The sequence below is a fragment of the Streptomyces sp. NPDC005648 genome, assembly GCF_040605395.1.
Taxonomy (GTDB): Bacteria; Actinomycetota; Actinomycetes; order Streptomycetales; family Streptomycetaceae; genus Streptomyces.
Genome location: NZ_JBEXCS010000090.1, coordinates 1 through 23247, shown reverse-complemented (window position 1 = coordinate 23247; position 23247 = coordinate 1). Strand labels below are relative to the sequence as shown.

Sequence of the window (23247 nt, the reverse complement as noted above, 5' to 3'; positions counted from 1 at the left end):
GCTCACTCCCCCTCGGCTTCGAAGTGCTCCGGTTCGAAGCGGTAGCCCACGCCCCAGACCGTCCGGATCAGGCGGGGCCGGGCCGGGTCGGCCTCGACCTTGCCGCGCAGCCGGCGGACATGGACCGTCACGGTGGACAGGTCGCCGAAGTCCCAGCCCCACACCTCGCGCATCAGGTCCTCCCGGCTGTACGCCCGCCCGGGGTTGCGCAGGAAGAAGGCGAGGAGGTCGAACTCGCGGAGGGTGAGGGCGAGTTCGTCGCCGTCCTTGGTCGCGCGGCGGGCAGCGGGGTCGACGGCGAGGCCGGCCGCGGCCAGCGGGCGGGCGACCGGCGCGGGGCGGGTGCGGCGCAGCACCGACGCGACCCGCAGGACCAGTTCGCGGGGGCTGAAGGGCTTGGTCACATAGTCGTCGGCGCCGATCTCCAGGCCCAGGATGCGGTCGTCCTCGTCACCGCGGGCGGTGAGTATGACCACCGGTACGGGCGCGCGTTCCCGCAGCCGCCGGCAGACCTCCAGGCCGTCCATGCCGGGCAGCATGAGGTCGAGGACGACCAGGTCGGGCCAGTGGGCGGCGGCCCGGGTGAGGGCGGCTGGGCCGTCGTCGGCCCGGTCGACGAGGAAACCGGCGCGGCCGAGGTAGCCGGCGACGACCTCCGCGACGGTCGGGTCGTCGTCGACCACCAGGACCCGGGCGGCCCCGGGAGCGGCTGCGTCCATGGCTCTCGCCCCCGTGGGTGCGTACGGCTGCTGCATGTCTCCAGCCTCGCACCGGGCCGTCCCGGACGTCGCTCCCCAGCCCGGGCGCGGGCCCCGACGTCCGTGTTTCGTAAGGAGCGAGCGTCCGATATGCCGGGTTCCCGTTCGTAGGGTGATCCTCGTGACCACCTCATCACCCTCAGCACCGACCGGCGTGGACGTGGTGCTCCCCTGTCTCGACGAGGCCGAGGCCCTGCCCTGGGTACTGGAACGGATCCCGGCGGGCTGGCGGGCCCTGGTCGTCGACAACGGCTCCACCGACGGCTCGGCGGAGATCGCCCGCTCGCTCGGCGCGACCGTCGTCCACGAGCCGCGCCGCGGTTTCGGTGCCGCCTGCCACGCCGGGCTGACCGCCGCCACCGCCGACATCGTCTGCTTCTGCGACTGCGACGCCTCCCTCGACCCGGCGCTGCTCGTGCCCTTCGTGCGCGAAGTCCGTTCCGGGGAGGCCGACTTGGTGCTCGGGCGGCGGCGCGCCCGGGGCCGCGGTGCCTGGCCCGCGCACGCCCGGGCCGGCAACCTGGCGCTCGCGCGACTGCTGCGCCGCCGTACCGGGCTCAGGCTGCACGACCTGGGCCCGCTGCGCGCCGCCCGCCGTGAGGCGCTGCTCTCCCTCGGCCTCGACGACCGGCGCAGCGGCTATCCGCTCCAGATGGTGGTGCGCGCGGCCGACGCGGGCTGGCGGATCGGCGAGCACGACGTGCCGTATCTGCCGCGCACCGGCGCCTCCAAGGTGACGGGCACCTGGCGCGGCACCTGGCAGGCCGTTCGGGACATGAGCCGGGTGCTGGCGGAGCCCCCGGCCGCCGGGAGGGCCGTGCGATGACCACACTGCTCGTCATCGCCAAGGAACCGCTGCCGGGGCGGGTCAAGACCCGGCTGACCCCGCCGTTCAGTCCCGCCGAGGCCGCGGCCCTGGCCGAGGCTGCGCTCGGCGACACCCTGCGCGCCGTCGCCGCCGCCCCCGCCGCCCGTCGGCTCCTCGTCCTGGACGGCAGGCCCGGCCCCTGGCTGCCACCCGGCTTCGACGTCGTACGGCAGTGTGCGGGCGGTCTCGACGAGCGGCTGGCGGACGCGTTCGCGCACTGCGACGGTCCGGCGCTGCTCATCGGCATGGACACCCCGCAGGTGACCCCCGAGCTGCTCTCCGTCGACTTCGCCGGATACGACGCCTGCTTCGGCGCGGCGGAGGACGGCGGTTTCTGGGCGCTGGGGCTGGCCGAGCCGGACCCCGCGCTACTGCGGGGGGTGCCCATGTCGACCCCGTGGACGGGAGCCGTCCAGCGCCGGCGCCTGGTGACGGCCGGTCTGAGCGTGCGCGACCTGCCGACGCTGCGAGACGTGGACACCGCCACCGACGCGGCCGCGGTCGCCGCACTGGCCCCACGCGGCCGGTTCGCGGCCCGCCTGTCCCGGTGCGCGCCGGCCGACGGAACGCACCGGTGAGCGCCCCGCCGGTCACCGCCTGGGCCGGGGCCGACCCCTATGCGGCCGCTCTGCGGGCCGGGTGCGGGCCGCTGTTCCTGCGGCGGGCCGACGGCTGGCTGCTGCCGCTGGACGTCGAGCGGTGGTGCGCGGGAGCCGACCCGGTCGACCGGACGGTGCTGGACCGGTGCGAGGGCGCCGTACTGGACGTCGGCTGCGGCCCCGGCCGACTGGTCGCGGAGCTCGCCGGCCGTGGCCGTACCGTCCTCGGTGTCGACGTCAGCGCGGCCGCCGTCGACCACACGGTGCGGCTCGGCGGTCCGGCGCTGCGGCGCTCGGTGTTCGAGACGCTGCCCGGCGAGGGCCGCTGGGACACCGTCCTGCTCATGGACGGCAACGTCGGCATCGGCGGGGACCCGCGCGCCCTGCTGCACCGGACGGCTCAACTCCTGCGTCCCGGCGGCCTGTTGATCGCCGAGACGGCTCCGGCCGACATCCACGAGGTGGTCCGGGTCCAGCTCGTCGGCGCCGGTCCCGGGCCGGACGACGGTGGCGCGTTCCCGTGGGCGCGAGTCGGCACCCCTGCCCTGCTGCGGTACGCGCGCGACTGGGAGCGGGCGGGTCAGTGGACGGCCGGCGGTCGCCGCTTCGTCGCCCTGCGCACCCGTACGGCCAGCAGCAGCGCCGAGCCGCCGAAGAGTACGGCGGAGATCAGCAGCCAGCGGACGAGGAAGCCGTCCGCCGACCGTCCGGTGGCCGAGCGGTAGCGCCCGTCCACCACTCCGCCGATCAGCGGGAACCACACGAGGAGCAGCAGTCCGGAGAGGGCGGCGGGGACCCGGACGTACATGGCCCACGCCCGGCGCCCGGCCGCGTCGAGACCGCGGACGAGGACCCGGTCCGCCAGCGCGTACAGGGGCAGCAGCACCAGGTCGTGCAGCAGGGCCGCCCCGACCAGCCAGAGCGCCACGCCCAGCGGGTCGTCGCCGAGCAGCCGCGCTCCGGCGTAGACGGTCAGGGCGAACGAGCAGACCAGCAGCAGGAGTTGGAGGGGGCTGCCGAGGGGAAGCGGGCGCGGGCGCATCACAGGGCTCCGAAGGTGATCCGGGCGACCCACTTGGTGTTGAGGACGCCGGGCGCGGCGGGCACGACGACCCGCGCGGGGTGGCCGTGGTCGGGGGACAGGTCCTCGCCGTTGACGTACAGGGCGAGCAGGGAGCGCGGGTCGGCCACCTGGTTGGCGCGCAGGGCCGCGCGGCGGAAGGCGCCGTGTCGCTGCAGGGACTCGACGAACGCGTCCGGAGGGTCGCCGTCGTATCCGACCAGGGCCGCGAGGTCCCGCAGCCGCACCCCGCGCCACCACTGGTCGGCCGTGGACCAGCCCTCCACACAGGCGATCGGCAACGCCTCGCTGTACAGGGGCAGTCGGATGAGCTGGGCACGGCTGAGCCGGACCGTCCGCCCGTCGCGCCCCGTGACGACGAGCCGCCATGCCTCGGCGCCGGTCTCCGCCGGATCGATCCCGGCGTAGGCCGCCGTCTTGTTGATCTGGAAGCCGCCCGGTCCGCCACCGGGATCGGCCCAGCCGTGCGGCGCGAGCAGGGCCGTACGGCGCAGCGCTCCCCCGATGCTCTGCCCGGCCGTCGTGACGAACAGCAGCAGCGAGCCCGCCCCGACGAACCACAGCGCCCCGCGCCGCGAGACGGTGGCCGCCTCCGGCCGCGGCGAGACCAGCTCGTCCCGCTCCCGCTCCCGTTCCCGCTCCCGTCCTCGCCCGCGCACGGCCCGTACGGCGGCGGGCGCCTTGAGGGCCGCGTGCGTCACGAACGCGGCGAAGAACACCCAGGCGCCGTAGAAGTGCAGGGGGTAGAAGGAGCCCGGGAAGACGTAGTCGAGCTGGACGTCGAGGACCCCGGTGGTGAACTCGAAGAGGCCGCCGCCGACCAGCGTCAGCAGCGAGATCCGCTCCAGGGCGTGGGTGAGCGAGCGAGCCGGCGGCAGTGCGAACAACTTCGGTACGACCGACCAGAGTTTGGCCAGCAGGACCGGGATCAGGGTGATGCCGAGGGTGACGTGCAGCCCCTGGGTGAGCCGGTACAGCCAGTACGGGTTCGTCGGCCAGGCGAAGAGATAGAAGCCGAGGAACCCCTTGCCCGGGGTCTGGTCGTTCACCGGGGACAGACCCGGGTTGTAGGCGGCGTACGACACCAGCCCGGTCACGAACAGCACCGTGATGCCGACGAGCAGCACCAGGCCGAGCACCGAGGTGAACCAGGTACCGCGCAGGGGGCTGCGCCAGAAGCCGGGAGAGGAAGGGAGCCGGGGTGAGGAGGGGAGCCGCGGGTCGTCGTCTCGCATGATCCGACGGTAGGGCGGAACCATCCGGGGAAAGGGCCCCCGACCCATGACGAAACGCTGACGTCCGACCGCTGTCGCGGTTCCCCGCCCGGCCATCGGCCTAGCGTGCGGACGTGACCCGCACTCCCCGCCGTGATCGGTACGCCGACCTCCGCGCCGTCTCGGCCGCCGCCCTGCTCGTCCTCGTCGCCGTACTGGTCGGACGGCACATCCAGGACACCCACCGCACCCTGTTCGTGCGCTGGCCCCCGCTGTTCGCCCACTGGGACCCGCATCTGGGCCCGGGCACACCGGCCGCCGTACTGGTGGCGGCGGGCGTGGTGGCGTACGGCCCGCCGCTCGCCGTACGGCTGCCCTGGCGCGGGCTGCTCGGCGCGGCCTGGGGCGCGGCCCTGGCGTGGACCTGGTCGCTGGCCCTGGTCGACGGCTGGCAGCGGGGCGTGGCCGGCCGCCTCACCGCCCGCAACGAGTACCTCACGGTCGTCGGCCGCTTCCATGACATCCCCGCGGCCCTGCGCGACTTCACCCACCACATCGTCAGCGGCTCCCCCGCGCCCTGGCCCGCCCATATCGCCGGACACCCCCCGGCGGCCACGCTCACCTTCGTGCTGCTGGACCGGGCCGGCCTGCGCGGCGGCGGCTGGGCGGGCGCCTGGTGCGTCACCGTGGGATCGACGGCGTGTGTTGCGGTGCTGGTGGCGCTGCGCGCACTCACCGGCGAACGCCTGGCCCGCCGGTCGGCGCCCTTCCTGGTGCTCGCCCCGGCCGCCGTCTGGGTGGGCGTCTCCGCCGACGGCTACTTCGCGGCGGTCGCCGCCTGGTCGGTGGCGCTGCTGGCGCTCGCGGTCACCGGCCGGTCCCTGGCCTGGGCCGCCGGCGCCGGGCTGCTGTACGGCCTGACCTGCTATCTCTCGTACGGCCTGGCCCTGTTCGCGGTGACCGGGGCGGCGGTGCTGGTCATCGGACGGCACAGGGTCCGCGAACGGCCGCCGGTCCTCGTGCTGCTGCTCGCCGGCGCGGCGGTGGTGCCGGCGGTGTTCACCCTCGCCGGGTTCGACTGGTGGGAGGGCTACCGGCTGCTGGTCACCCGCTACTACCAGGGGGTCGGCGGCATTCGCCCCTACGGCTACTGGGTCTGGGCCAACCTGGCGTGCACCGTGCTGATCACGGGCCTGGCGACGGCGGCGGGGCTGCGGCGCACCGGCGCCGTCCTGGCCCCGCCCCGTACGGCGTCCACCGAGGAGATCCGTCTGGCGCTGCTCGTCACCGCCGCCGTCCTGTCGGTGCTGGTGGCCGATCTGTCCGGGATGAGCAAGGCGGAGACGGAACGCATCTGGCTGCCGTTCGCGATGTGGCTGCTCCCGGCCTGTGCCCTGCTGTCCCGCCCCCGCGCCTGGCTGACCGCGCAGGCCCTGCTCGCGCTGCTCCTCAACCACCTTCTGCTGACCGGTTGGTGAGCCGACCGGGCCGGCGGGGCGCGCTCAGCCGCCCATCAAGTCACGCTCGATGGCGGCGAGTTCGTCCGCGCTGCCCTGGACCTTGGGTCCCTTGAACCATGTGCGGGCGGACAGGCCCCACCAGGCGCCGGCGAAGCCCAGCACCACCGCCACGGCGACCGGCGCGTAGTTGAAGCTGGTCGCGGTGACCGGGCTGACCTGCGGGAGCATGAACAGGACGGTCACGAACGCCACCCAGACCACAGCGGTGACGGCGACCGGCTTGCTCCAGCGGCCCAACTGCCAGGGTCCGGCGACGAAGGCATCGCCCTGCCGCAGCCGCAGATAGATCGGGATGACGTAGGCGATGAACAGGCCGATCACCGCGATCGACGTCACGGCCGCGTACGCGGTCGGGTTGATCAGGTACGGCAGGCCCAGCAGGAAGGCGCCGCTCGAGGCGAGCCAGACCGCGTTGGTGGGCGTGCGCGTGTGTTCGCTGATGCTGTGCCAGATCCGGGAACCGGGGAGGGCGCCGTCGCGCGAGAAGGCGTAGATCATGCGGGAGTTGGCGGTCACCGAGGACATGCCGCAGAAGAACTGGGCGCCGATGACGATCAGCAGGAGCAGCTTGCCGCCGGTCGCGCCGAGCGCGTCGAGGAAGATCTGGACCGGGGGTACCCCGGTGCTGCTGCCGAGGGCGCCGCTGTAGCTCTGGATGGCGAAGGTGACGCCGATCAGCAGGATCCAGCCGGCCACCAGGGAGACCAGGATCGAGTTGACGATGCCGCGGGGGCCGGAACGGGCGGCGTCATGGGTCTCCTCCGTCATATGGGCGGAGGCGTCGAAGCCGGTCAGGGTGTACTGGGCGAGCAGGAGGCCGAGGAGGGAGACGTAGAGACCCGAGCCCCAGCCGGTGTTGTTGACGAAGTGGCCGAAGACGAAACTCGCGGACTGGTGCTTGCCCGGGAAGACCGCCAGGGCCAGGACGACGATCGCGACGCCGATGACCTGCCACCACACGCTGATGTTGTTGAGCAGGGCGACGACCTTGACGCCACGGACGTTGAGCAGCGCGTGGACGAGGAGGGTGATGCCGAACAGCAGGACGGTGTGGCCGGGGGTGGCGGCGAAGCCGAACTGGAGGTCCAGGAAGGCGTTGAGGAACTGGGCGAGGCCGAAGTCGATGCCGGCGGTGACGGCGACCTGGCCGAGGAAGTTGAACCAGCCGGTGAACCAGGCCCAGGCGGGGCCGTTGGTCTTGGCGAGCTTGGCAGCCCAGTAGTAGAGGCCGCCGGCCGTGGGATAGCTGGAGCAGACCTCCGCCATGCCCAGTCCCACGGTGAGCGTGAACAGACCGACGATCGGCCAGCCCCACACCATGACCGCCGGGCCGCCGGTGTTCATGCCGAAGCCGTACAGGGTCATACATCCGGAGAGGATGCAGATGATCGTGAAGGAGACGGCGAAGTTGGAGAACGCCGACATGCTGCGCTCCAACTCCTGGGCGTAGCCCAGTTCGTGGAGGCGGGCCTCGTCGTCGCTCACGCCGGCTGGTGCGGTACCGGCCGGTTCGGCCTGCTCAACCTTGTCGAAAGCCATGGGAACCCCTTCTGACGGGCTGCTGAACGGGGAGGGGGCGCGGGGGGAAGGGGTACGGCTGCGGGTGGGTCGAGGAGGTGGGAGACGGCACAGCGGGGCCATGTGCGCGGGCTCGCGCGGTTCGCGGGGCGACATCACGCTCGTGCCCTTGGACGAGGAGTAGACCGCGCGGAAGGGCCCGCTGACAAGACCGTTCCTGTTGCAGATGTTGATCGTCGAACCATCGCCCCGGGCCGGGAGGTGGTCGCCGCGGTCGTGCAGCGCCTCCCGTCAGTGCGTCACGCCCGCCACCCGGTCGAGGAAGCCGTCCACGAGCCGGCGGGCGTTGTCCCGTGCCCTCGGCTCCAACTCACGGCTGCGGGCGAGCAGTTCAGCGGTGTCCACGCCCTGCTGCGCGCACTCCTCGGCGCCCCCCTCGGCCAGCCAGCCCTCCAGCATCCACCGCGTGATCTCCGGGTGGAACTGCACTCCGAGGCTCCGCCCCAGCCGGAACGCCTGTACGCACACGGCGTTGCGTGCCACCTCCTCCGCGCCGGGCGGCGGGACGCAGCGGTCGTAGTGCCACTGCATCCAGGGGCCACGGCCCACCAGCGCCGGATCGTGGGTGTCGATCTCGGTCCAGCCGATCTCGGGGCGCGCGGACCGCTCGACGCCGCCCCCGAGGGCCGTGGTCAGCGCCTGGGCGCCGAAGCAGACGCCGAGCACGGGGATGCCGAGGTGGTGGGCCTTGCGCAGCAGCGCCAGCTCGCCGCCGATCCAGCTGCCGATCGCGCTCTCGTCGTACACCGACCAGGGGGCGCCCAGCGAGACGACGAGGTCCCACTCGGCCGCTTCGGGGAAGTCGAAGGTCACGTCCGGGGTGTGATGACGGTCCGCGGGCACGACCGTCACCTCGGTGAGGTCGTAGCCACGTTCCCTGAGGCGGGCGCCGACCAGCCCCGGTTCGGTCACATGGTCGTGCTGGACGACGAGTGCGCGCACGGCGGGTGCTCCTTGGCTCGGGCCGGGTTCCGGCGAGGGCGGGGCGGAAGGGGAGGGGAGGGGAGGGGAGCGTGAGGCTGGAGTCCTGGCGAGCCTCGACCCGACTTTAACATTTGACCTCAAACAAGAGCCCGTGAGTACCGGTACGGTCCGGGGTACGGTCGGAGGTATGCGATCTCTGCGGGCGGGCGAGGCGCGGGCGTTGCGCGCTCGTGGTCAGGGGCTGGGCGGGGGCGTGCGCCACGGTTCGGTGGCCGAGGTCGTCGAGCGGGTGGTCGCGGTGCAGGCGCAGGACACGTCGGCCGCGGCCCTGGGGATTCGGGTGCGGGCCACCGACGTGACCGCCGCCCAGGTACGCCGTGCCGCCGAGGCGGAGCGGAGCATCGTACGGGGCTGGTTCATGCGCGGCACGCTGCAGCTGGTCCCGGCCGCGGATGTGCCCTGGCTGCTCGGTCTCCTCGGTCCGGTGTTCCTGCGGCAGAGCGAGCGCCGCCACCGGGAGTTGGGCCTGGACGAGGACGTATGCGCCCGCGCGGAGGCCGAGTTCACCAAGGTCCTCGCCGAAGGGCCCGCGACCCGTGCCGCGTTGACCGGCCGCCTCGCCGAACGCGGGCTTCCCTCCCAAGGACAGGCTCCCTTCCATCTCATCCGGCGTGCCGCGCTCCGCGGGGTCGTCTGCCACGGCCCGGAGCTCGGCGGTGAGGCCGCCTTCGTCCTGCTGCCCGACTGGCTGCCGGCACGAAGCCGGGGACCGAAGGGCGAGCAGGCCGAGACCGAGCTGGCGGCGCGCTATCTGCGGGCCTACGCCCCGGCGGCGCCGGAGGACTTCGCCACCTGGTCGGGGCTGCCGCTGTCGGCCGCCCGCCGGGTGTGGCGCGCGCTGGGCGCGGCCGGGCGCCTCGTCGAGTGCGAGGTGCCGGGCGGGCGATGCGCGCTGCTCGCGGAGACGGCCGGGGAGCGTGCCGGGGAGGCGGACGGGCCGCCGGGCGAGGGCCCGCCCGATGTGCGGCTGCTTCCCGCGTACGACAACTACCTCCTCGGCTACCGCTCCCGCTCGCTCTCGGTGCCCTCGCAGCACGAGCGGCAGGTCTGGCCGGGTGGTGGTCAGATCCGTCCGACGGTGCTCATGGACGGTCTCGCGTACGGCACCTGGGCCTGGCGCGGGAAGGACGGCGCCGCCGCGGTCTCGCTGTTCGACGAGGACCCGGACCCCGGCCTGGCGGAGGGGATCGCGGCGGAGACGGCGTACATCCGACGTTTCCTGGGGGCCGCCCGCTGACCGCCGCCACCGGCACCCCGCCGGCCGCACTCCTACCGGAACAGCGGTTTCTGGAGGGCCGGTCGGTGGCCGTGCCGGTGGACATACCGACCGGTTCCCGACCGTTCCCGGCTCGTCGGTGGCCGGACTCCGGCGTGCGGCTCGTTCCGCGGGGACGATCGCACCGGTGATCGACCGCACCTATCCCCTCGCCGAGGCCGCCGAAGCCGTACGCCACCTGGAGTCGGGCCACCCCCGGGGCAAGCTGGTCGTCATCGTGCGGGACGGAAATGCGGTTGCCGCGCCCGCCCCGGTCATGAACGATCTCGGACCGTGACGAAGAGCCCCGAGCGACAACACCCCGACGAAGAGCCGTCTTTCTCCCCCGGCCGGCCACTCGCCCTGATCACGGGGGTCGGCCGCACCGTCGGCATCGGTGCGGGGATCGCCCGCCGGTTGGCGGCCTCGGGCTGGGACATCGCCTTCACCTGCTGGACGCCGTACGACGAGCGGATGACCTGGGGCCGGGAGGCCGGCGCGACCGCCACGATCACCGAGTCCCTCGGCGCACACGGCGCCGCCACCGCGGCCGTAGAGGCGGATCTCGCCGATCCGGAGACCCCGGGCCGCCTCTTCGACGAGGTCGAACGCCGTCTGGGCGGTGTCACCGCCCTGGTGATGTGCCACTGCGAGTCGGTCGACTCGGGTCTCCTCGACACCACCGTCGAAAGCTTCGACCGGCACTTCGCGGTCAACGCCCGCGCCACCTGGCTGCTGATCCGCGAGTACGGCCGCCGCTTCGCCGGCACCCCGGGCAGCGGCCGGATCATCGCCCTGACCAGCGACCACACCGTGGACAACCTTCCCTACGGCGCGAGCAAGGGCGCCCTGGACCGCATCACCCTGGCGGCCGCACACGAACTCGCCCACCTCGGCGTCACCGCCAACGTGATCAACCCGGGGCCGGTGGACACCGGGTGGATGACCGACGAAGGGCGCGCCTCCGTGCTCCGGCAGACTCCTCTCCACCGCCTCGGCACCCCGCGGGACACCGCCCACCTCGTCGACTTCCTCTGCTCGCCCCAGGGCCAGTGGATCAACGGCCAGCTCCTGCAGAGCAACGGCGGTTTCGCGTAGGCCGCCCCTGCGGGGGGGGCCGCGCTACGACCGCGGCTTCGCCTCGCCCTGCGCGGCCTGGAGGTCGGCGAGGAGTTCGGCCTGTCCGGCCAGCACCCCGGACAGGATGGTGCGGGCCACCCGCAGGAGCTCCGCGATGTGCGGGCTGGTCAGCGAGTAGTACACGGTCGAGCCCTCCTTGCGGGTCACGACCAGGTTGGCCCGGCGCAGCACGGCCAGCTGCTGGGAGAGATGCGCGGCCTCGATGCCGACCTCGGGCAGCATCTCGGCCACCGCGTGCTCGCGCTCGCTCAGCAGCTCCAGGACGCGGATGCGCGCGGGGTGGCCGAGGGTTTTGAAGAACTCGGCCTTCAGCTGGTACAGCGGCGTACTCACCGGGCCGTCCCCTCCCCCGTGCGTCGGCACGGCCCCACCGGCCGGGCCTCGGCGCATCGCATCCACCCACTCGTCAAGAACATGCGGCCCATCCTCGCCTGCGGCAGCGGCAGGACCGAATCCGCACGGGGACGGGAGCCGTCGAATTCGACCGTAATGACCTCAGTAATTGCTAATATTAGCAATTACTGAGGTCATGTGAGGGAGGTTCACCCGGCCGGAGGGAGTGCGACGGAGATGAAGCACGACGGGGACCGGTCGGGAGGGCCCGGCACCGGTGTCCGCCTCGGCTGGGGTCCCGGCGGCGCGCATCGCCTCGTCGGCGGCGCGGCCTGTCTGGTGGTCGTCGACGTGCTGTCGTTCACCACGGCGGTGAGCGTCGCCGTGGAGAAGGGGATCCGCGTCCTGCCCTTCTGGTGGCCGGGCGGGACCGCGACCGACGTCGACCGCGCCCGCGCCACCGAGGCCGCCGCCGGGTACGCCCGTCGGTCCGGCGCCCGGGCGGCCGCCCACCGCCACGACGTCACCCCCGCGACCCCGTGGTCCCTCTCCCCCGCCCAGCTGTGCGCCGCTCCCTTCGTGGCGCGCCTGGTGCTGCCCTCGCCCAACGGCGCGACCATCGCCGCGGCCGCACCGGCCCAGGTACGCGTGGTCGCCGCCTGTCTGCGCAACAGCGCCGCGGTGGCCACCCGGCTCGTCTCCCTGGGCTACGGCACCCCCGAGCGCCCCGTGGCGGTGATCGCCGCCGGCGAGCGGTGGCCGGACGGCTCGCCGCGCCCCGCGGTGGAGGACCTGCTCGGTGCGGGAGCCCTCGTCTCCGCGATGTCCGCCCGGGGCACCGGCCCGCTCTCCCCGGAGGCCGCCGCGGCGGAGGAGGCCTACGAGGGCACCGCCGACCTCGCCCACGCGATCGCCACCAGCACCTCCGGTCGGCAGCTGGCCGCGAGCGGCTTCGCCGAGGACGTGGCGATCGCCTGCGAGACGAACACCTGCGCGCACGTCCCGACACGGGCCGGGGACGGAGCCTTCGGACCGGGCTGACCCCGCGCCCATACCCCGCCGCACGGACGGGCTGCGGGTGCTCAGCGGACCGCTCTCCCGCCGGCCGCTCCGGCCGGCCGGGGCGGGGCGTCCACCAGGACACCGGCCGTGGCCAGGTGGTCCCGCGCGGCCCGGATCGCCTCGGGCGTGCTGTCGTAGACCCGTCCCTGGTGCCGCAGCAACTCCAGTGCGCCGACGGAGCCGAGGACCTGGAGCTGACCGGGGCGAATGCCGGAGGCCAGGACGAGGATGCCGCGCCGGCGCAGTTTCTCCAGGGCGTCCTTGAGGACCAGGGCCCCGGTGGCGTCCATCGTGGAGATCCGCGACATCCGCAGGATGACCACGCGTACGTCGGCCACCTCCGTCAGCTCCAGCAGGAAGCGGTGCGCGGCGGCGAAGAACAGCGGGCCGTCGATGCGGTACGCGACGATGTGCTCGGCGAGCAGCGCGTGTTCCTCGGCGCCGTGATCGCCGGGGTCGAGCGGCACCTGGTCGAGGCCGGCCTGTCTGGCGACGGCACGCAGGGCCAGGGCACCCGCGACGACCAGCCCGATGATCACCGCGTGGACCAGGTCCAGGGCGAGGGTGGCCACGGCGGTCAGGACGAGGATGAGCGCGTCGGCCCGGGTGGCCCTCGCCATGGCCATCAGCGAGCCCACCTCGACCATGCGGATCGCCGTCGCCAGCAGCACACCGGCGAGCGCGGCCAGCGGAATCCTCGCCACGAGGGGCGCCGCGGCGAAGACGATCACCGCGAGGACGGCGGCGTGGGTGAGGGCGGCCAGGCGGGAGCTCGCGCCGGTGCGGACGTTGACCGCGGTGCGGGCGATCGCGCCCGTGGCGGGGACGCCGCCGAACAGCGGGGCGGCGATGTTGGCCAGCCCCTGGCCGAGCAACTCCCGGTCGGGATCGTGCTTCTGACCCACCGTCATCCCGTCGGCCACGGACGCGGACAGCAGGGACTCCAGCGCGGCGAGCGCCGCGACCGCCACCGCCGGGGAGAGCAGGGTGCCGAGCGATCCGAGGTCCAGGAAGGACAGGGACGGTACGGGCAGCCCGGACGGCAGGTCGCCGATCGCCTTCGCCGCGTCCAGGTGCGCGAGCCGCGCGACGACGGTCGCGGCGATCACGGCCAGGATGGAGAACGGGACGGTCGGCCGCCACCGGGCTCCGATCAGCATCACCGCGGCGACCGCGACCGCGAAGCCGACCGCCGTCCAGTTCGGGGACCCGGCGAACTCCTGGACCGCCCGCCAGGTCACCACCAGCACCCGGTCGCCCTCCGGCTTGGGCACGCCGAGGGCGTTCGGGATCTGCTGGAGACCGATCACACAGGCGATACCGAGGGTGAAGCCCTCGACGACCGGGGCGGGCAGGTACCGCATGTACTTCCCGGCCCGCAGCACCGCGAGGCCGACCAGCATCACGCCCGCCATGAGCCCGACGGTGAGCACCCCGGTCGGGCCGTACCGGTCCACGATCGGCACCAGCACCACGGTCATGGCGCCGGTCGGGCCGGACACCTGGAGGTTCGAGCCGCCGAAGACCGCGGCGACCGCGCCCGCGACGACGGCGGTCGCCAGCCCGGCCGCCGCGCCCAGCCCCGAGGAGACACCGAAACCGAGCGCCAGCGGCAGAGCGACGACCGCGACGGTCAGCCCGGCCAGCAGGTCCCGGCGCGGATCACGCCGTATCTCCGCCAGGTCGGTGCGGCCGGGCAGCAGAGCGGCCGTCCGGGCCCACGCCCGGCGGAATGCCGTGATCATCGCGGGACGACCTCCGCCGCACCCAGCCGTGTCTGCAGCAGTTCGGTCACACCCTCTCGGCCTCCACACTTGCGAGCACTGCCAACACAGCATCTAACCAATTGCTAAATTACGCAATTCCGCATCAGGCGCTCCCGGCCTCCGGCGGCCCGGGGGCCGCTTCGAACAGGGGCCGGTCGGCGTGACGGTCCCGGGCCGCGGGGCCGTCACTCCGACCGGCCCCGGCGTTCCGCGCCGTGTGTGGTGTACAGGAGGGATGCCCAGGCCGCGGTGTCGGTGAAGTCGCGGCCACCGGCCGGGACGACGTCCAGCACGACGCGGTCGGGGCGCAGCAGGACGGCGTCCGCCCGGCCGGCGCGCAGCCAGGCGGCCAGCGTGCCGTCGTCGCCGAGGCCGGCCACGGGGAAGGTCCGGACGCCCAGCCCGCGGGCGAGCGCGTTAAGGGACGGGGAGGGCTCGGCCGCGGTGAGGATCGTGAAGGAGTCGCCGAGCACCTCGTCGAGCCGGGCGCGCCGTCCGCCGTCGAGAACCCACGGCTGGGGGCAGTGGGTGCCGGGCAGACCTCCGCGGACACGGCGCCGGACGAGGGGCCCGGCGGTGAGGGGCGGGCTGAGGTCGCGGCCGGCCGCAGCGGTGAGGCCGGGTATCCGGCAGGCCGCGGCCAGCAGTCTGCGGCGCACCGCGGCGGCGCCGTCCTGGCCACCGGTCATGGCCCAGCCCAGGGCGACCGCGAGCCGTACGACATGGCGTGCGTGTGGCTTGCGTTCACTCTCGTAGGTCGCCAACAGCCGGTCGTCCGCGCCCTGTCGCAGAATACGGGCGAGTTTCCAGGTGAGGTTGTGGGCGTCGCGCAGGCCCGAGCACAGGCCCTGGCCGATGAAGGGCGGGGTGAGGTGGGCGGCATCGCCCAGGAGGAAGACCCGCCCGCCGCGCCACCGGTCGGCGACCCGCGCCCGGAAGGTGTAGCGCATTTCGCGGACGACCTCGAAGTCACCGTCGAAGGACGGCGTCAGCCAGGGCGCGATCAGTTCACGGACCGGCTCCTGCCCGTCACGCAGCCGGAACTCCCAGCGGTAACGGTCCTGCCCGACACGCATGAACGTGGCGGGCCGCCTGGGGTCGCAGACCTGGTCGACGCCTTCCCAGCAGCGCACCTCGGCCGTCGTCCGCACGTCGATGACGGTCCAGCGCTCCTCGAAGCGCAGGTCCTCCCAGACGGCGCCGATGCTGGCGCGGGTCAGGCCGTTGGCGCCGTTACATCGAAAACCAGCAACGTCCCGTCTGACCGTCACCCCGAAGACGCAGAGCACTCCGGCGCTTCGCGCCTCCGCCCCAAAGACGGCCTACACCCCCGCCCTGAAGGGCGGAGCACTGGCCAAGATCAGAGGTAGAACTGCGTCTTGGTCAGCTGCACATCACGCGCGCTGACGTCGTCGGCGATGACGAGTCCGGCGAGGTACGCGGGCAGGTCCCGGTCCTCTACGACGGTGAGTTCGGGCAGAACTTCGACGAGCACCTCACGGGGATCGACGACCCGGCGGAACTCGTCGCGGCGGGCTTCAGGCTCAGCGCCCGGATGGCCGACTCCCACCCGGAGGTGATGCAGGTCCTGCGCCGGCGCGGACTCGGCCACATCCACTCCGTCAACGGGCTGAGCCGGCGAGCACTGCGCGACCTCGAGATCGGCACGGCATCGGGCCGCTTCACCGCCGTCGACCCGGCGGTGGCCCTGTCCGCACTCGGCGGAACACTGCTGTCACTGGTGGAACTCAGGTTCGCCCGCCCCGATCTGGACGGCGACGAAGCCGCGGTGGACCTGGCCGAGATGGTGTTGCGCGTGCTGGGACTCCCGCCGGACGACGCCCACGAGGTCGCCCGGCGCCCACTTCCCGACCTGACCTGACGTGACCCGACGTGACGTGGCGTGACGTGGCGTGACGTGATGTGATGTGGCGTGACGTGCCCCACCGTCACTACGCCGTGAACGACAAGCTCGGACGGAAGGTGACCGAGCCGCCGGTGAAGGCGGCGTCGACCCCGTCGTAAGGCTCTCCGCACGAGCCGCCTCGATCGGCACGAGCACTCAGGCCCCGATGCGTTCGGGGTCGCCCAGTTCTCGGACGCAGGCGGCGGCGCGGCCGGCGTCCACGCCCATCGCGATCAGGGCGACGGTCGCCGTACAGGTACCGTCGTCCGTCCAGGTCCCGGCTTTCACGCACTCCAGGAGACCCACGAGCCGCCCCTCCAGCGCCCGGCCCAGCGGGCCGGGCGGAACGCTGGCCTGGAAGACCCCCTGCCGCTGCCCGCGGGCGATGATCTCCGCCACCACCTCCCGCGCGGGGGCGAGGACCTCGTCACGAAGCGCGCCAGCGCCTGGCGGCGTCCTCCACCAGCCCCTCCACCAGCGCGGCCCGGCCGTTGAAGTGGCCGTACAGCGTGCGCCGTACGACGCCGGCCGCTTGGGCGATGTCACCCATGGCGTACCTCCGGTCGATGAGGCGATGAGGCGATGAGGCGATGAGGCGATGAGGCGAACCGATAGTTGCACATTGATGTGCAATAAAATAGCCTGCACATCCATGGGCAATTAAAGCCGCCACCTGCCGAGGAGCTTCCGATGCCGCTCTTTCCGAACACACCCGCCGAGCAGATGACCGCGCCCCATCCCCGGCGCTGGTGGGCCCTGCTGGTGCTCTGCCTGAGCCTGCTGATCGTGGTGATGGCGAACACCTCGCTGATCGTGGCCGCCCCCGACATGACGAAGGACCTGGGCCTGAGCAGCAGTGACCTGCAATGGGTCATCGACGGCTACACCGTCCCGTACGCCGCGCTGATGCTGGTGCTCGGCTCGATCGGCGACAAGTACAGCCGCCGCGGGGCCCTGGTACTGGGCCTGCTGATCTTCGCCGGCGGCTCGGTGATGGGAGGTCTGGTGCACCACACCGACCTGGTCATCACCGCGCGGGCGATCATGGGCGTCGGCGCGGCGGTCGTCATGCCGGCCACGCTCTCCCTGCTGGTGGCGATCTTCCCGCGGCCGGAGCGCGCCAGGGCCATCACCGCCTGGTCCGCGACCTCGGGTCTCGCCATCGCCGCCGGCCCCCTGGCCGCCGGCTGGCTGCTGGAAACCCACGCCTGGGGCTCCACCTTCCTGATGAACGTGCCCGTCGCCGTCCTCGGCGTCGTGGGCGCGCTGGTGCTGGTCCCGCCGTCCAGGGCGACCGACCTGGGCCGCATCGACTACGTGGGCGGTCTGCTCTCCATCGTCTCGGTGGGCTCCCTCGTCTACGCGACCATCGAGGGCCCGCACTTCGGCTGGGGCGCCGGCCCGATCGCCGCGGCCGCCGTCGCCGGAGTCGGCCTGCTCGCCTTCGTCGCCTGGGAGCTGCGCCACCCCAACCCCATGCTGGACGTGCGCAAGTTCAAGGAGCGCCCGTTCAACGGGTCGATGCTCGCGGTGCTGTTCTTCTTCTTCGGCACCTTCGGCTCGATCTACTACTCCACCCAGTTCCTGCAGTTCGTCCTCGGCTACGACGCCCTGGAGACCGGCATACGGCTGCTGCCGCTGGCCGGAGCCGTCTTCGTGGGCGCCGGGGTCACCGGCAGGCTCGCGCCGAAGCTGGGCGTGAGGCTGATGGTCGGCGTCGGCATGGTGATCGGCACGGCGGGCGTCCTGCTGCTCACGCGCGTCGGATCGGGCTCCACGTACACCGACTTCATCGCACCGCTGGTGATGCTGGGCTTCTCGATCGGCCTGAGCCTGTCCCCGGCCACCGACACCATCATGGGCTCCTTCCCCGAGTCGGAACTGGGCGTCGGAGGCGGCGCCAACGACACCGCGCTGGAACTCGGCGGCTCCCTGGGCATCGCGATCCTCGGCTCGCTGCTGGCCACCTCCTACAAGGACAAGCTGACCGACCTGGTCGGCGGGCAGCTGCCGGCCGCCGCGATGGACACCGCCAAGGACTCGGTGGGCGGCGGAATCGCCGTGGCCGGACAGGTCGCCAAGAACCCCCGGGGCGGCGCCGAGCAGGCCCAGACCCTGCTCGGCGCGGTGCACGAGTCCTTCGCCCACGCCATCGCCCACACCAGCCTCATCGGCGGCATCATCATGGGCGCAGGCACGCTGATCGTCATCGCGGTCCTGCCCGGCCGGAGCCGGACGGCGAAGCGGCCCCAGGGCCTGCCGGAACAGTCGGAGCGGACCGAGACCGTGGGCGCCGCCTGATCCCCACGCCAGCCAGCCGGCCCACGGGCCGCGGACCGGAGGCCGGACACCCGTTCCGGCCTCCCCCACCAGGAACGGGGTGTGCCTGAGCGGCGCACGCCCTCGGACGGTGCCGGACGGGGACAACCGGCACTGTCCTTCTTGGCGTAAGACGGAGCTGCTTGGAACCGCAGCAAAAGCCACCTTATAGGGCGACCTTATAAGGAACATCGGCATTGCGTCTTGGACGCGCTGCCCGGCCCGCTGCTGGAATCGGCCTTCGTGGGACCCGGTCAAGCCCTGGTGTGACGTGATCAGGCGCGACCTCGACCTACGTTCCCCCTCAACCACTGGTAACAGAGCAGGAATTCGCCATGTCCCCACCCCTTCATGCCCAGACGGGGCCCCTCCCCGAGGCAGCGGTGCTGGAAGGGCTGCCTCCAGTCCACGAGGTGAGCGCCTCGGAAGTGGCCGCCCGCATATCCGGCGGCCCCCGTCTCGTCGTCCTCGACGACGATCCGACCGGCACCCAGACGGTCGCCGACGTGCCCGTCCTCACGTCCTGGACGGTGGACGACCTGCGCTGGGCGCTGCGCCAGGACAGCGCCGTCTTCTTCGTCCTCACCAACACCCGCAGCCTGTCCCCCGAGGACGCGGCCGCCCGCAACCGCGAGGTCGTCCGCGCCCTGCACGCGGCGTCGGCGGCCGAGGGCACCGGCTACGTCCTGGCCAGCCGCGGGGACTCCACGCTTCGCGGTCACTTCCCGCTGGAGACCGATGTCCTCGCGGAGGAGCTGACGGAGCTGGGCGCAGGTGCTCCGGACGGCGTGGTGCTGGTTCCCGCCTACATCGAGGCGGGCCGGCTGACCGTCGGCTCCCGCCACTGGATGCGGACCGCCGACGGACTGCTCCCGGTCGGCGAGAGCGAGTTCGCCCGCGACGCCACCTTCGGCTACCGCAGCTCCTCGCTGCCCGAGTGGGTCGAGGAGAAGACGGGCGGACGCATCCCCGCCGACGAGGTTCTGCGCGTCACCCTCGACGACCTGCGCGGCGGCGGCCCTGCGCACACGGCGCGGCTGCTGTCCTCGCTGCGCGGCGGACGTACGGCCGTGGTCGACGCGGTGTGCGACGACGATCTGCGGGTGCTGGCCCTGGCACTCGCGGAGGCGGAGGTGAACGGCACGCGGCTGGTGTACCGGGTCGGGCCGTCCTTCGTCAGGGCCCGCGCCGGACAGGCCGCGCGGGCACCGCTCACCCCGGCCGAACTGCGCCCGCTGCGCGGCGACGCACCGCACGGTCTCATCGTCGTGGGGTCTCATGTCGCTCTGACGACACGGCAGTTGGACCGGCTGCGGGAGCGAGGTGGGATCGCCGAGTACGAGCTGGACGTGGCCCTGCTGCTCGACGAGGAGCGACGTGACGCCCACATCGCCGAGGTCGCGGCCGCGGCCGCCGGTGCGCTGGACTCGGCGGACGCGGTGATCCGTACCTCGCGCGTGCTGGTCACGGGTGCCGACGCGGACGACAGTCTGGCGATCTCGCGCCGGGTCTCCGCCGCGCTCGTTCAGGCCGTGCGCCAGGTCAACGCGTCGCGGCGGCCCGCTTTCGTCCTCGCCAAGGGCGGGATCACCTCCAGCGACACCGCCACCCACGGCCTTCGGATTCGCCGTGCCTGGGCCCGGGGCACGCTGCTGCCGGGCATCGTCTCGCTCTGGGAGCCGGTGGACGGCCCCGCCGCCGGCATCCCCTACATCGTCTTCGCCGGGAACGTCGGGGGCGCCGACGCCCTCGCCGACGCCCTCGACCTGCTCAGGAGTGCCTGATGCTGCTGCACGGAACCGATGCCCTGAAGGAGGCAGCGGCCGCCGGTCACGCCGTGCCCGGGTTCGTCGCCTACAACCTGGAGACGGTCCAGGGCGTCACGGCCGCCGCCGAGGCCGCGGGACGGCCGATCATCATCCAGGCGGGCTCCAGTCCCTTCAAGCACGCAGGGCGCGAGGCCCTGATACGGCTGGCGCTGGACGCCGCCGCACGCTCCACGGCCCCTCTCGGTGTGCACCTCGACCACAGCCGGGACCTGGACGAGATCACGGTCTGCCTGGAGGCGGGCTACACCTCCGTCATGGTCGACGGCTCCCACCTGCCGTTCGCCGAGAACATCGCCTTGACGAAGGAGGCGGTCCGCCGGGCCCGCAGCCACGGTGCCTGGGTGGAGGCCGAACTCGGTGCCCTGCCGGGCGACGAGGACGTCTCCACCGACGCCGTCGCGCAGGCCGCCGCGATGACCGATCCGCAGCAGGCGGCCGAATTCGTGTCCGCGACAGGCGTGGACGCGCTCGCCGTCGCCGTCGGCAACGTCCACGGCTTCACCAGGCACCCGGTCCGCCTGGACCTGGAGCGGCTGGCCGCGATCCACGAGGCCGTACCGGTCCCGCTCGTCCTGCACGGCACAAGCGGTCTGCCCGTCGACGAGCTGCACGGCGCCCTCGCCCGAGGCATCGCCAAGGTCAACGTCAACGCCGAACTGCGCCGCGCCTATCTGGAGGCCACTCGCGTAACCCTCCCGTCCGCGTTGCCCGGCTCCGACGTCGTCTCCCTGTGGGCGGCCGGCCGCGACGCGGTCCGGGAGGCCGCCCTGGATGTCATCAGCCGCCTCGGCCCTCACGCCGAAGCGAGAGACGCCTGACCCGAACTCGGCCTGAACTCGGCCCCGCCGACCTGGACCGCACCGTTTCGACTCGTGCTCTCGTGCCCGCACCGGCGCGCGGCCCGATACCTCACCTGTAGGAACCTCGTAGGAGACACCATGTCCACCACTGCCTCGATAGCTGTGCTGCACACCAGCCTGCTGTTCATCAACCCCGACTCGGTCATCAACGAACACCTCGCGGAACTCGCGCCGGACGCCAAGGTCCTGCACTTCGTCGACAGCGACGTGCTCGCTGCCGTGGTGCGCGACGGCGAGGTCTCGCCCGCCAGCACGCAGCGCATGGTGCACCTGGCCCAGGCCGCGGAGGCCGCGGGGGCCGATGTCGTCTTCTCCGCCTGCTCCTCGGTCGGTCCGGCCATCGACGTGGCCCGACGCCTGGTCTCCGTCCCGATCGTCAAGATCGACGACGCGATGACCGCGGCAGCGGTCGAGACCGCTGCCGCCATCGGCGTCCTGGCCACGGTCCCCACGACGCTGCCGCCGACCCGTGCCCTCGTCGAGGAGAAGGCCCGGGCGGCCGGTCGCGACATCACCGTCCAGGAACGTCTCTGCGAGGGCGCCTTCTCGGTGCTGACGTCCGGTGACCGCGACCGCCACGACGCGATGGTGCTGGACGGGGCACGGGCGCTGGCCACCGAGGTCGACGTGATCGTGCTGGCCCAGGCGTCCATGGCACGGCTGGCTCCCGCGATCGCCGATGCCGTGGGCAAGCCCGTGCTCTCCAGCCCACGCAGCGGAGCGGAGGACGCGGTGCGTGTGCTGAACGAGCAGGCGGGCTGAACCTGTTCGTGCCACAGCCAGAGCCTTCCACACCACCAGACCACTGCTCTGGGCCGTCCCCGGCCGGAACACAGGAGCCAGCATGCCGAGGTTCTCAGCGAACCTGTCCATGATGTACACCGAGCATGATTTCCTCGACCGCTTCGCCGCGGCCTCGGCCGACGGCTTCGAGGCCGTGGAGTACCTCTTCCCTTACGCGTACGACGCCGCCGAGCTGCGCCGCCGGCTCGACGACCACGGCCTGGAGCAGGTGCTCCTCAACGCCCCTCCCGGAGCATGGGAGTCCGGGGAGCGCGGGATGGCGGCACTGCCCGGACGCGAGGCGGAGGTGCGTTCCGGGGTCGACCGGGCGCTGGAGTACGCGGCGGCGCTGGGCTGTCCGCGGGTGCACCTGATGGCCGGGCTGGTCCGGCCGGACGCGCCACCCGTCGAGCGGGCCGAGCACCGTGACACCTACCTGGCCAACCTGGCCTGGGCCGCGGAGCGGGCCGCTGCGGCCGGCGTCGACATCCAGATCGAGCCGATCAACGGCCGTGACATGCCCGGGTACTTCCTGAGCACCCAGGCCGAGGCGCACGCCGTGGTGCGGGAGGTGGGAGCCTCGCATCTCAAGGTGCAGCTCGACCTCTACCACTGCCAGATCGTCGAGGGCGACCTCACCACGACCCTGCGCCGCGACCTGCCGACCGGCCGGGTCGGTCATCTGCAGATCGCGGGCGTGCCCGACCGGGGTGAGCCCGACCGGGGCGAGCTCAACGTCCGCCATCTGTTCGACGTGGTCGACGAGTTGGGCTTCGACGGGTGGATCGGCTGCGAGTACCGGCCCCGCGCCGGCACCAGCGAAGGTCTCCGCTGGCTCCACGACCACCGGAGCCGGCGAGGGGAGAACGCATGAGCACCTCACCACTCCGGCCACCGCCTGACACAACGTCCGAACATCGTGCCCGCGACGGACAGATCACGCGTGGGCTCCGTGCGGGGCGCCAGAAATACTCGCAGGACACCTCGATGCCGATCGTCCGGCACTGCCCCGGCCCGGTGACACCCGTATCTCCGCTCCCGTTGTTCGTCGTTGCCACATCCAGTAGAGGAAAAGAAATGTCGCTCCTGAAGACCATCGATCCCGACCCCTCCTTCGCGCCCCAGGAGTCCGGCCCGCTGCCGGAACGCCTGATCTCCGGCAACCCGACGTACAGGACCTGGGCCCAGGACGCCGCCCGCGGCGAAACGATCAAGACGGGCGTCTGGGAAGCCACGCCCGGCGAGACGCACTCGATCAAGGGCGAGCTCTTCGAGTTCTCACCCCGGTAGCCAGGCGGCGCACTCCACCGCCTTGCACTCCCGGCTGGACGGGCGGCTGCATCTCACGGGCTCCCTCGCCCGGTTCGCGATCAGCGGCCCGCGGCTGTCGCC

General features: G+C 72.8%; 22 protein-coding genes and 3 pseudogenes. 15 read left to right on the top strand and 10 right to left on the bottom strand.

The features are described from left to right. Positions 1–2 precede the first annotated feature (2 nt). Entirely contained in the window at positions 3–755 is a 753-nt protein-coding gene (locus ABZT17_RS35970) for a response regulator transcription factor (protein ID WP_356355418.1), read from the bottom strand. 115 nt (positions 756–870) lie between these two features. On the opposite strand from ABZT17_RS35970, the gene ABZT17_RS35965 reads away from it, so the two are divergent. From ABZT17_RS35965 to ABZT17_RS35955, 3 genes are read left to right on the top strand one after another with little or no spacing between them, the layout of a single operon-like run. Further along, positions 871–1584 (top strand): glycosyltransferase family 2 protein, encoded by a 714-nt coding sequence (locus tag ABZT17_RS35965; RefSeq protein WP_356355416.1) that lies wholly within the window; start codon positions 871–873, stop codon positions 1582–1584. Then, the gene (locus ABZT17_RS35960; protein ID WP_356355414.1) at positions 1581–2204 is read left to right on the top strand and encodes a DUF2064 domain-containing protein; all 624 of its coding nucleotides are present in this window, start codon (positions 1581–1583) and stop codon (positions 2202–2204) included. The genes ABZT17_RS35965 and ABZT17_RS35960 overlap by 4 nt, the downstream gene beginning before the upstream one ends. Then, positions 2201–2950, top strand: coding sequence for a class I SAM-dependent methyltransferase (locus tag ABZT17_RS35955; protein WP_356355412.1), 750 nt, complete (start codon positions 2201–2203; stop codon positions 2948–2950). The genes ABZT17_RS35960 and ABZT17_RS35955 overlap by 4 nt, the downstream gene beginning before the upstream one ends. A gap of 316 nt (positions 2951–3266) precedes the next feature. Here the strand turns inward: ABZT17_RS35955 and ABZT17_RS35950 are convergent, their stop codons facing one another. Beyond that, on the bottom strand, positions 3267–4541 hold the full coding sequence (locus ABZT17_RS35950) for a molybdopterin-dependent oxidoreductase (RefSeq protein WP_356355410.1): 1275 nt from the start codon (positions 4539–4541) through the stop codon (positions 3267–3269). A 113-nt stretch (positions 4542–4654) separates the two neighbouring features. Here ABZT17_RS35950 and ABZT17_RS35945 point away from each other — a divergent pair, with 113 nt between their 5' ends. After that, positions 4655–5998 carry a hypothetical protein gene (locus ABZT17_RS35945; protein WP_356355408.1) on the top strand — a complete coding sequence of 448 codons (1344 nt, stop codon included), beginning with the start codon at positions 4655–4657 and terminating at the stop codon, positions 5996–5998. Positions 5999–6022: 24 nt separating this feature from the next. On the opposite strand, the gene ABZT17_RS35940 is transcribed toward ABZT17_RS35945, so the two are convergent. Both ABZT17_RS35940 and ABZT17_RS35935 read right to left on the bottom strand, forming a co-directional pair. After that, positions 6023–7579 (bottom strand): amino acid permease, encoded by a 1557-nt coding sequence (locus ABZT17_RS35940; RefSeq protein ID WP_356355407.1) that lies wholly within the window; start codon positions 7577–7579, stop codon positions 6023–6025. Positions 7580–7849: 270 nt separating this feature from the next. Continuing rightward, a complete protein-coding gene (locus ABZT17_RS35935; RefSeq protein WP_356355406.1) occupies positions 7850–8560 on the bottom strand; it encodes a type 1 glutamine amidotransferase in 711 nt (236 codons plus the stop codon). 169 nt (positions 8561–8729) lie between these two features. On the opposite strand from ABZT17_RS35935, the gene ABZT17_RS35930 reads away from it, so the two are divergent. The 3 genes from ABZT17_RS35930 to ABZT17_RS35920 all read left to right on the top strand — a co-directional run bounded on the left by ABZT17_RS35930 (position 8730) and on the right by ABZT17_RS35920 (position 10955). Next, entirely contained in the window at positions 8730–9839 is a 1110-nt protein-coding gene (locus tag ABZT17_RS35930) for a winged helix DNA-binding domain-containing protein (RefSeq protein ID WP_356355404.1), read from the top strand. Between the two features lie 118 nt (positions 9840–9957). Continuing rightward, the gene (locus ABZT17_RS35925) at positions 9958–10155 is read left to right on the top strand and encodes a zinc-binding dehydrogenase (RefSeq protein WP_356355402.1); all 198 of its coding nucleotides are present in this window, start codon (positions 9958–9960) and stop codon (positions 10153–10155) included. After that, positions 10152–10955, top strand: coding sequence for an SDR family oxidoreductase (locus ABZT17_RS35920; protein ID WP_356355400.1), 804 nt, complete (start codon positions 10152–10154; stop codon positions 10953–10955). Before ABZT17_RS35925 ends, ABZT17_RS35920 begins: the two co-directional genes overlap by 4 nt. 24 nt (positions 10956–10979) lie before the next feature. On the opposite strand, the gene ABZT17_RS35915 is transcribed toward ABZT17_RS35920, so the two are convergent. Further along, entirely contained in the window at positions 10980–11330 is a 351-nt protein-coding gene (locus tag ABZT17_RS35915; protein WP_356355398.1) for a metalloregulator ArsR/SmtB family transcription factor, read from the bottom strand. A gap of 237 nt (positions 11331–11567) precedes the next feature. On the opposite strand from ABZT17_RS35915, the gene ABZT17_RS35910 reads away from it, so the two are divergent. Beyond that, positions 11568–12371 (top strand): 2-phosphosulfolactate phosphatase, encoded by an 804-nt coding sequence (locus ABZT17_RS35910; RefSeq protein WP_356355396.1) that lies wholly within the window; start codon positions 11568–11570, stop codon positions 12369–12371. Between the two features lie 41 nt (positions 12372–12412). Here the strand turns inward: ABZT17_RS35910 and ABZT17_RS35905 are convergent, their stop codons facing one another. From ABZT17_RS35905 to ABZT17_RS35895, 3 genes and pseudogenes are all read right to left on the bottom strand, one after another. Then, positions 12413–14137: a SulP family inorganic anion transporter gene (locus ABZT17_RS35905; protein ID WP_356355394.1), complete on the bottom strand. Its 1725-nt coding sequence runs from the start codon at positions 14135–14137 to the stop codon at positions 12413–12415. Positions 14138–14343: 206 nt separating this feature from the next. Further along, positions 14344–15396: pseudogene (locus ABZT17_RS35900) on the bottom strand (FAD-dependent monooxygenase); the annotation flags it as partial. A gap of 125 nt (positions 15397–15521) precedes the next feature. Next, positions 15522–15638: pseudogene (locus tag ABZT17_RS35895) on the bottom strand (fumarylacetoacetase); the annotation flags it as partial. Here ABZT17_RS35895 and ABZT17_RS35890 point away from each other — a divergent pair. Beyond that, a pseudogene (locus ABZT17_RS35890) lies at positions 15627–16040 on the top strand (TetR/AcrR family transcriptional regulator); the annotation flags it as partial. The pseudogenes ABZT17_RS35895 and ABZT17_RS35890 sit on opposite strands and share 12 nt — an antisense overlap. 180 nt (positions 16041–16220) lie before the next feature. On the opposite strand, the gene ABZT17_RS35885 reads toward ABZT17_RS35890, so the two are convergent. Continuing rightward, a complete protein-coding gene (locus ABZT17_RS35885; protein ID WP_356355392.1) occupies positions 16221–16463 on the bottom strand; it encodes a hypothetical protein in 243 nt (80 codons plus the stop codon). Positions 16464–16491: 28 nt separating this feature from the next. Then, complete coding sequence (locus ABZT17_RS35880; protein ID WP_356355390.1) at positions 16492–16614, bottom strand: TetR family transcriptional regulator; 123 nt, start codon at positions 16612–16614, stop codon at positions 16492–16494. A gap of 140 nt (positions 16615–16754) precedes the next feature. Here ABZT17_RS35880 and ABZT17_RS35875 point away from each other — a divergent pair, with 140 nt between their 5' ends. The 6 genes from ABZT17_RS35875 to ABZT17_RS35850 all read left to right on the top strand — a co-directional run bounded on the left by ABZT17_RS35875 (position 16755) and on the right by ABZT17_RS35850 (position 23145). After that, the gene (locus ABZT17_RS35875) at positions 16755–18365 is read left to right on the top strand and encodes an MFS transporter (RefSeq protein WP_356355388.1); all 1611 of its coding nucleotides are present in this window, start codon (positions 16755–16757) and stop codon (positions 18363–18365) included. A 353-nt stretch (positions 18366–18718) separates the two neighbouring features. Next, on the top strand, positions 18719–20167 hold the full coding sequence (locus ABZT17_RS35870) for a four-carbon acid sugar kinase family protein (protein WP_356355386.1): 1449 nt from the start codon (positions 18719–18721) through the stop codon (positions 20165–20167). After that, a complete protein-coding gene (locus ABZT17_RS35865; RefSeq protein WP_356355384.1) occupies positions 20167–21030 on the top strand; it encodes a class II fructose-bisphosphate aldolase in 864 nt (287 codons plus the stop codon). The genes ABZT17_RS35870 and ABZT17_RS35865 overlap by 1 nt, the downstream gene beginning before the upstream one ends. A gap of 120 nt (positions 21031–21150) precedes the next feature. Next, the gene (locus ABZT17_RS35860; protein WP_356355382.1) at positions 21151–21834 is read left to right on the top strand and encodes an aspartate/glutamate racemase family protein; all 684 of its coding nucleotides are present in this window, start codon (positions 21151–21153) and stop codon (positions 21832–21834) included. Positions 21835–21916: 82 nt separating this feature from the next. After that, a complete protein-coding gene (gene otnI, locus ABZT17_RS35855; protein ID WP_356355380.1) occupies positions 21917–22729 on the top strand; it encodes a 2-oxo-tetronate isomerase in 813 nt (270 codons plus the stop codon). Between the two features lie 203 nt (positions 22730–22932). Continuing rightward, entirely contained in the window at positions 22933–23145 is a 213-nt protein-coding gene (locus ABZT17_RS35850; RefSeq protein WP_356355378.1) for a hypothetical protein, read from the top strand. The last annotated feature ends 102 nt before the right edge of the window (positions 23146–23247 follow it).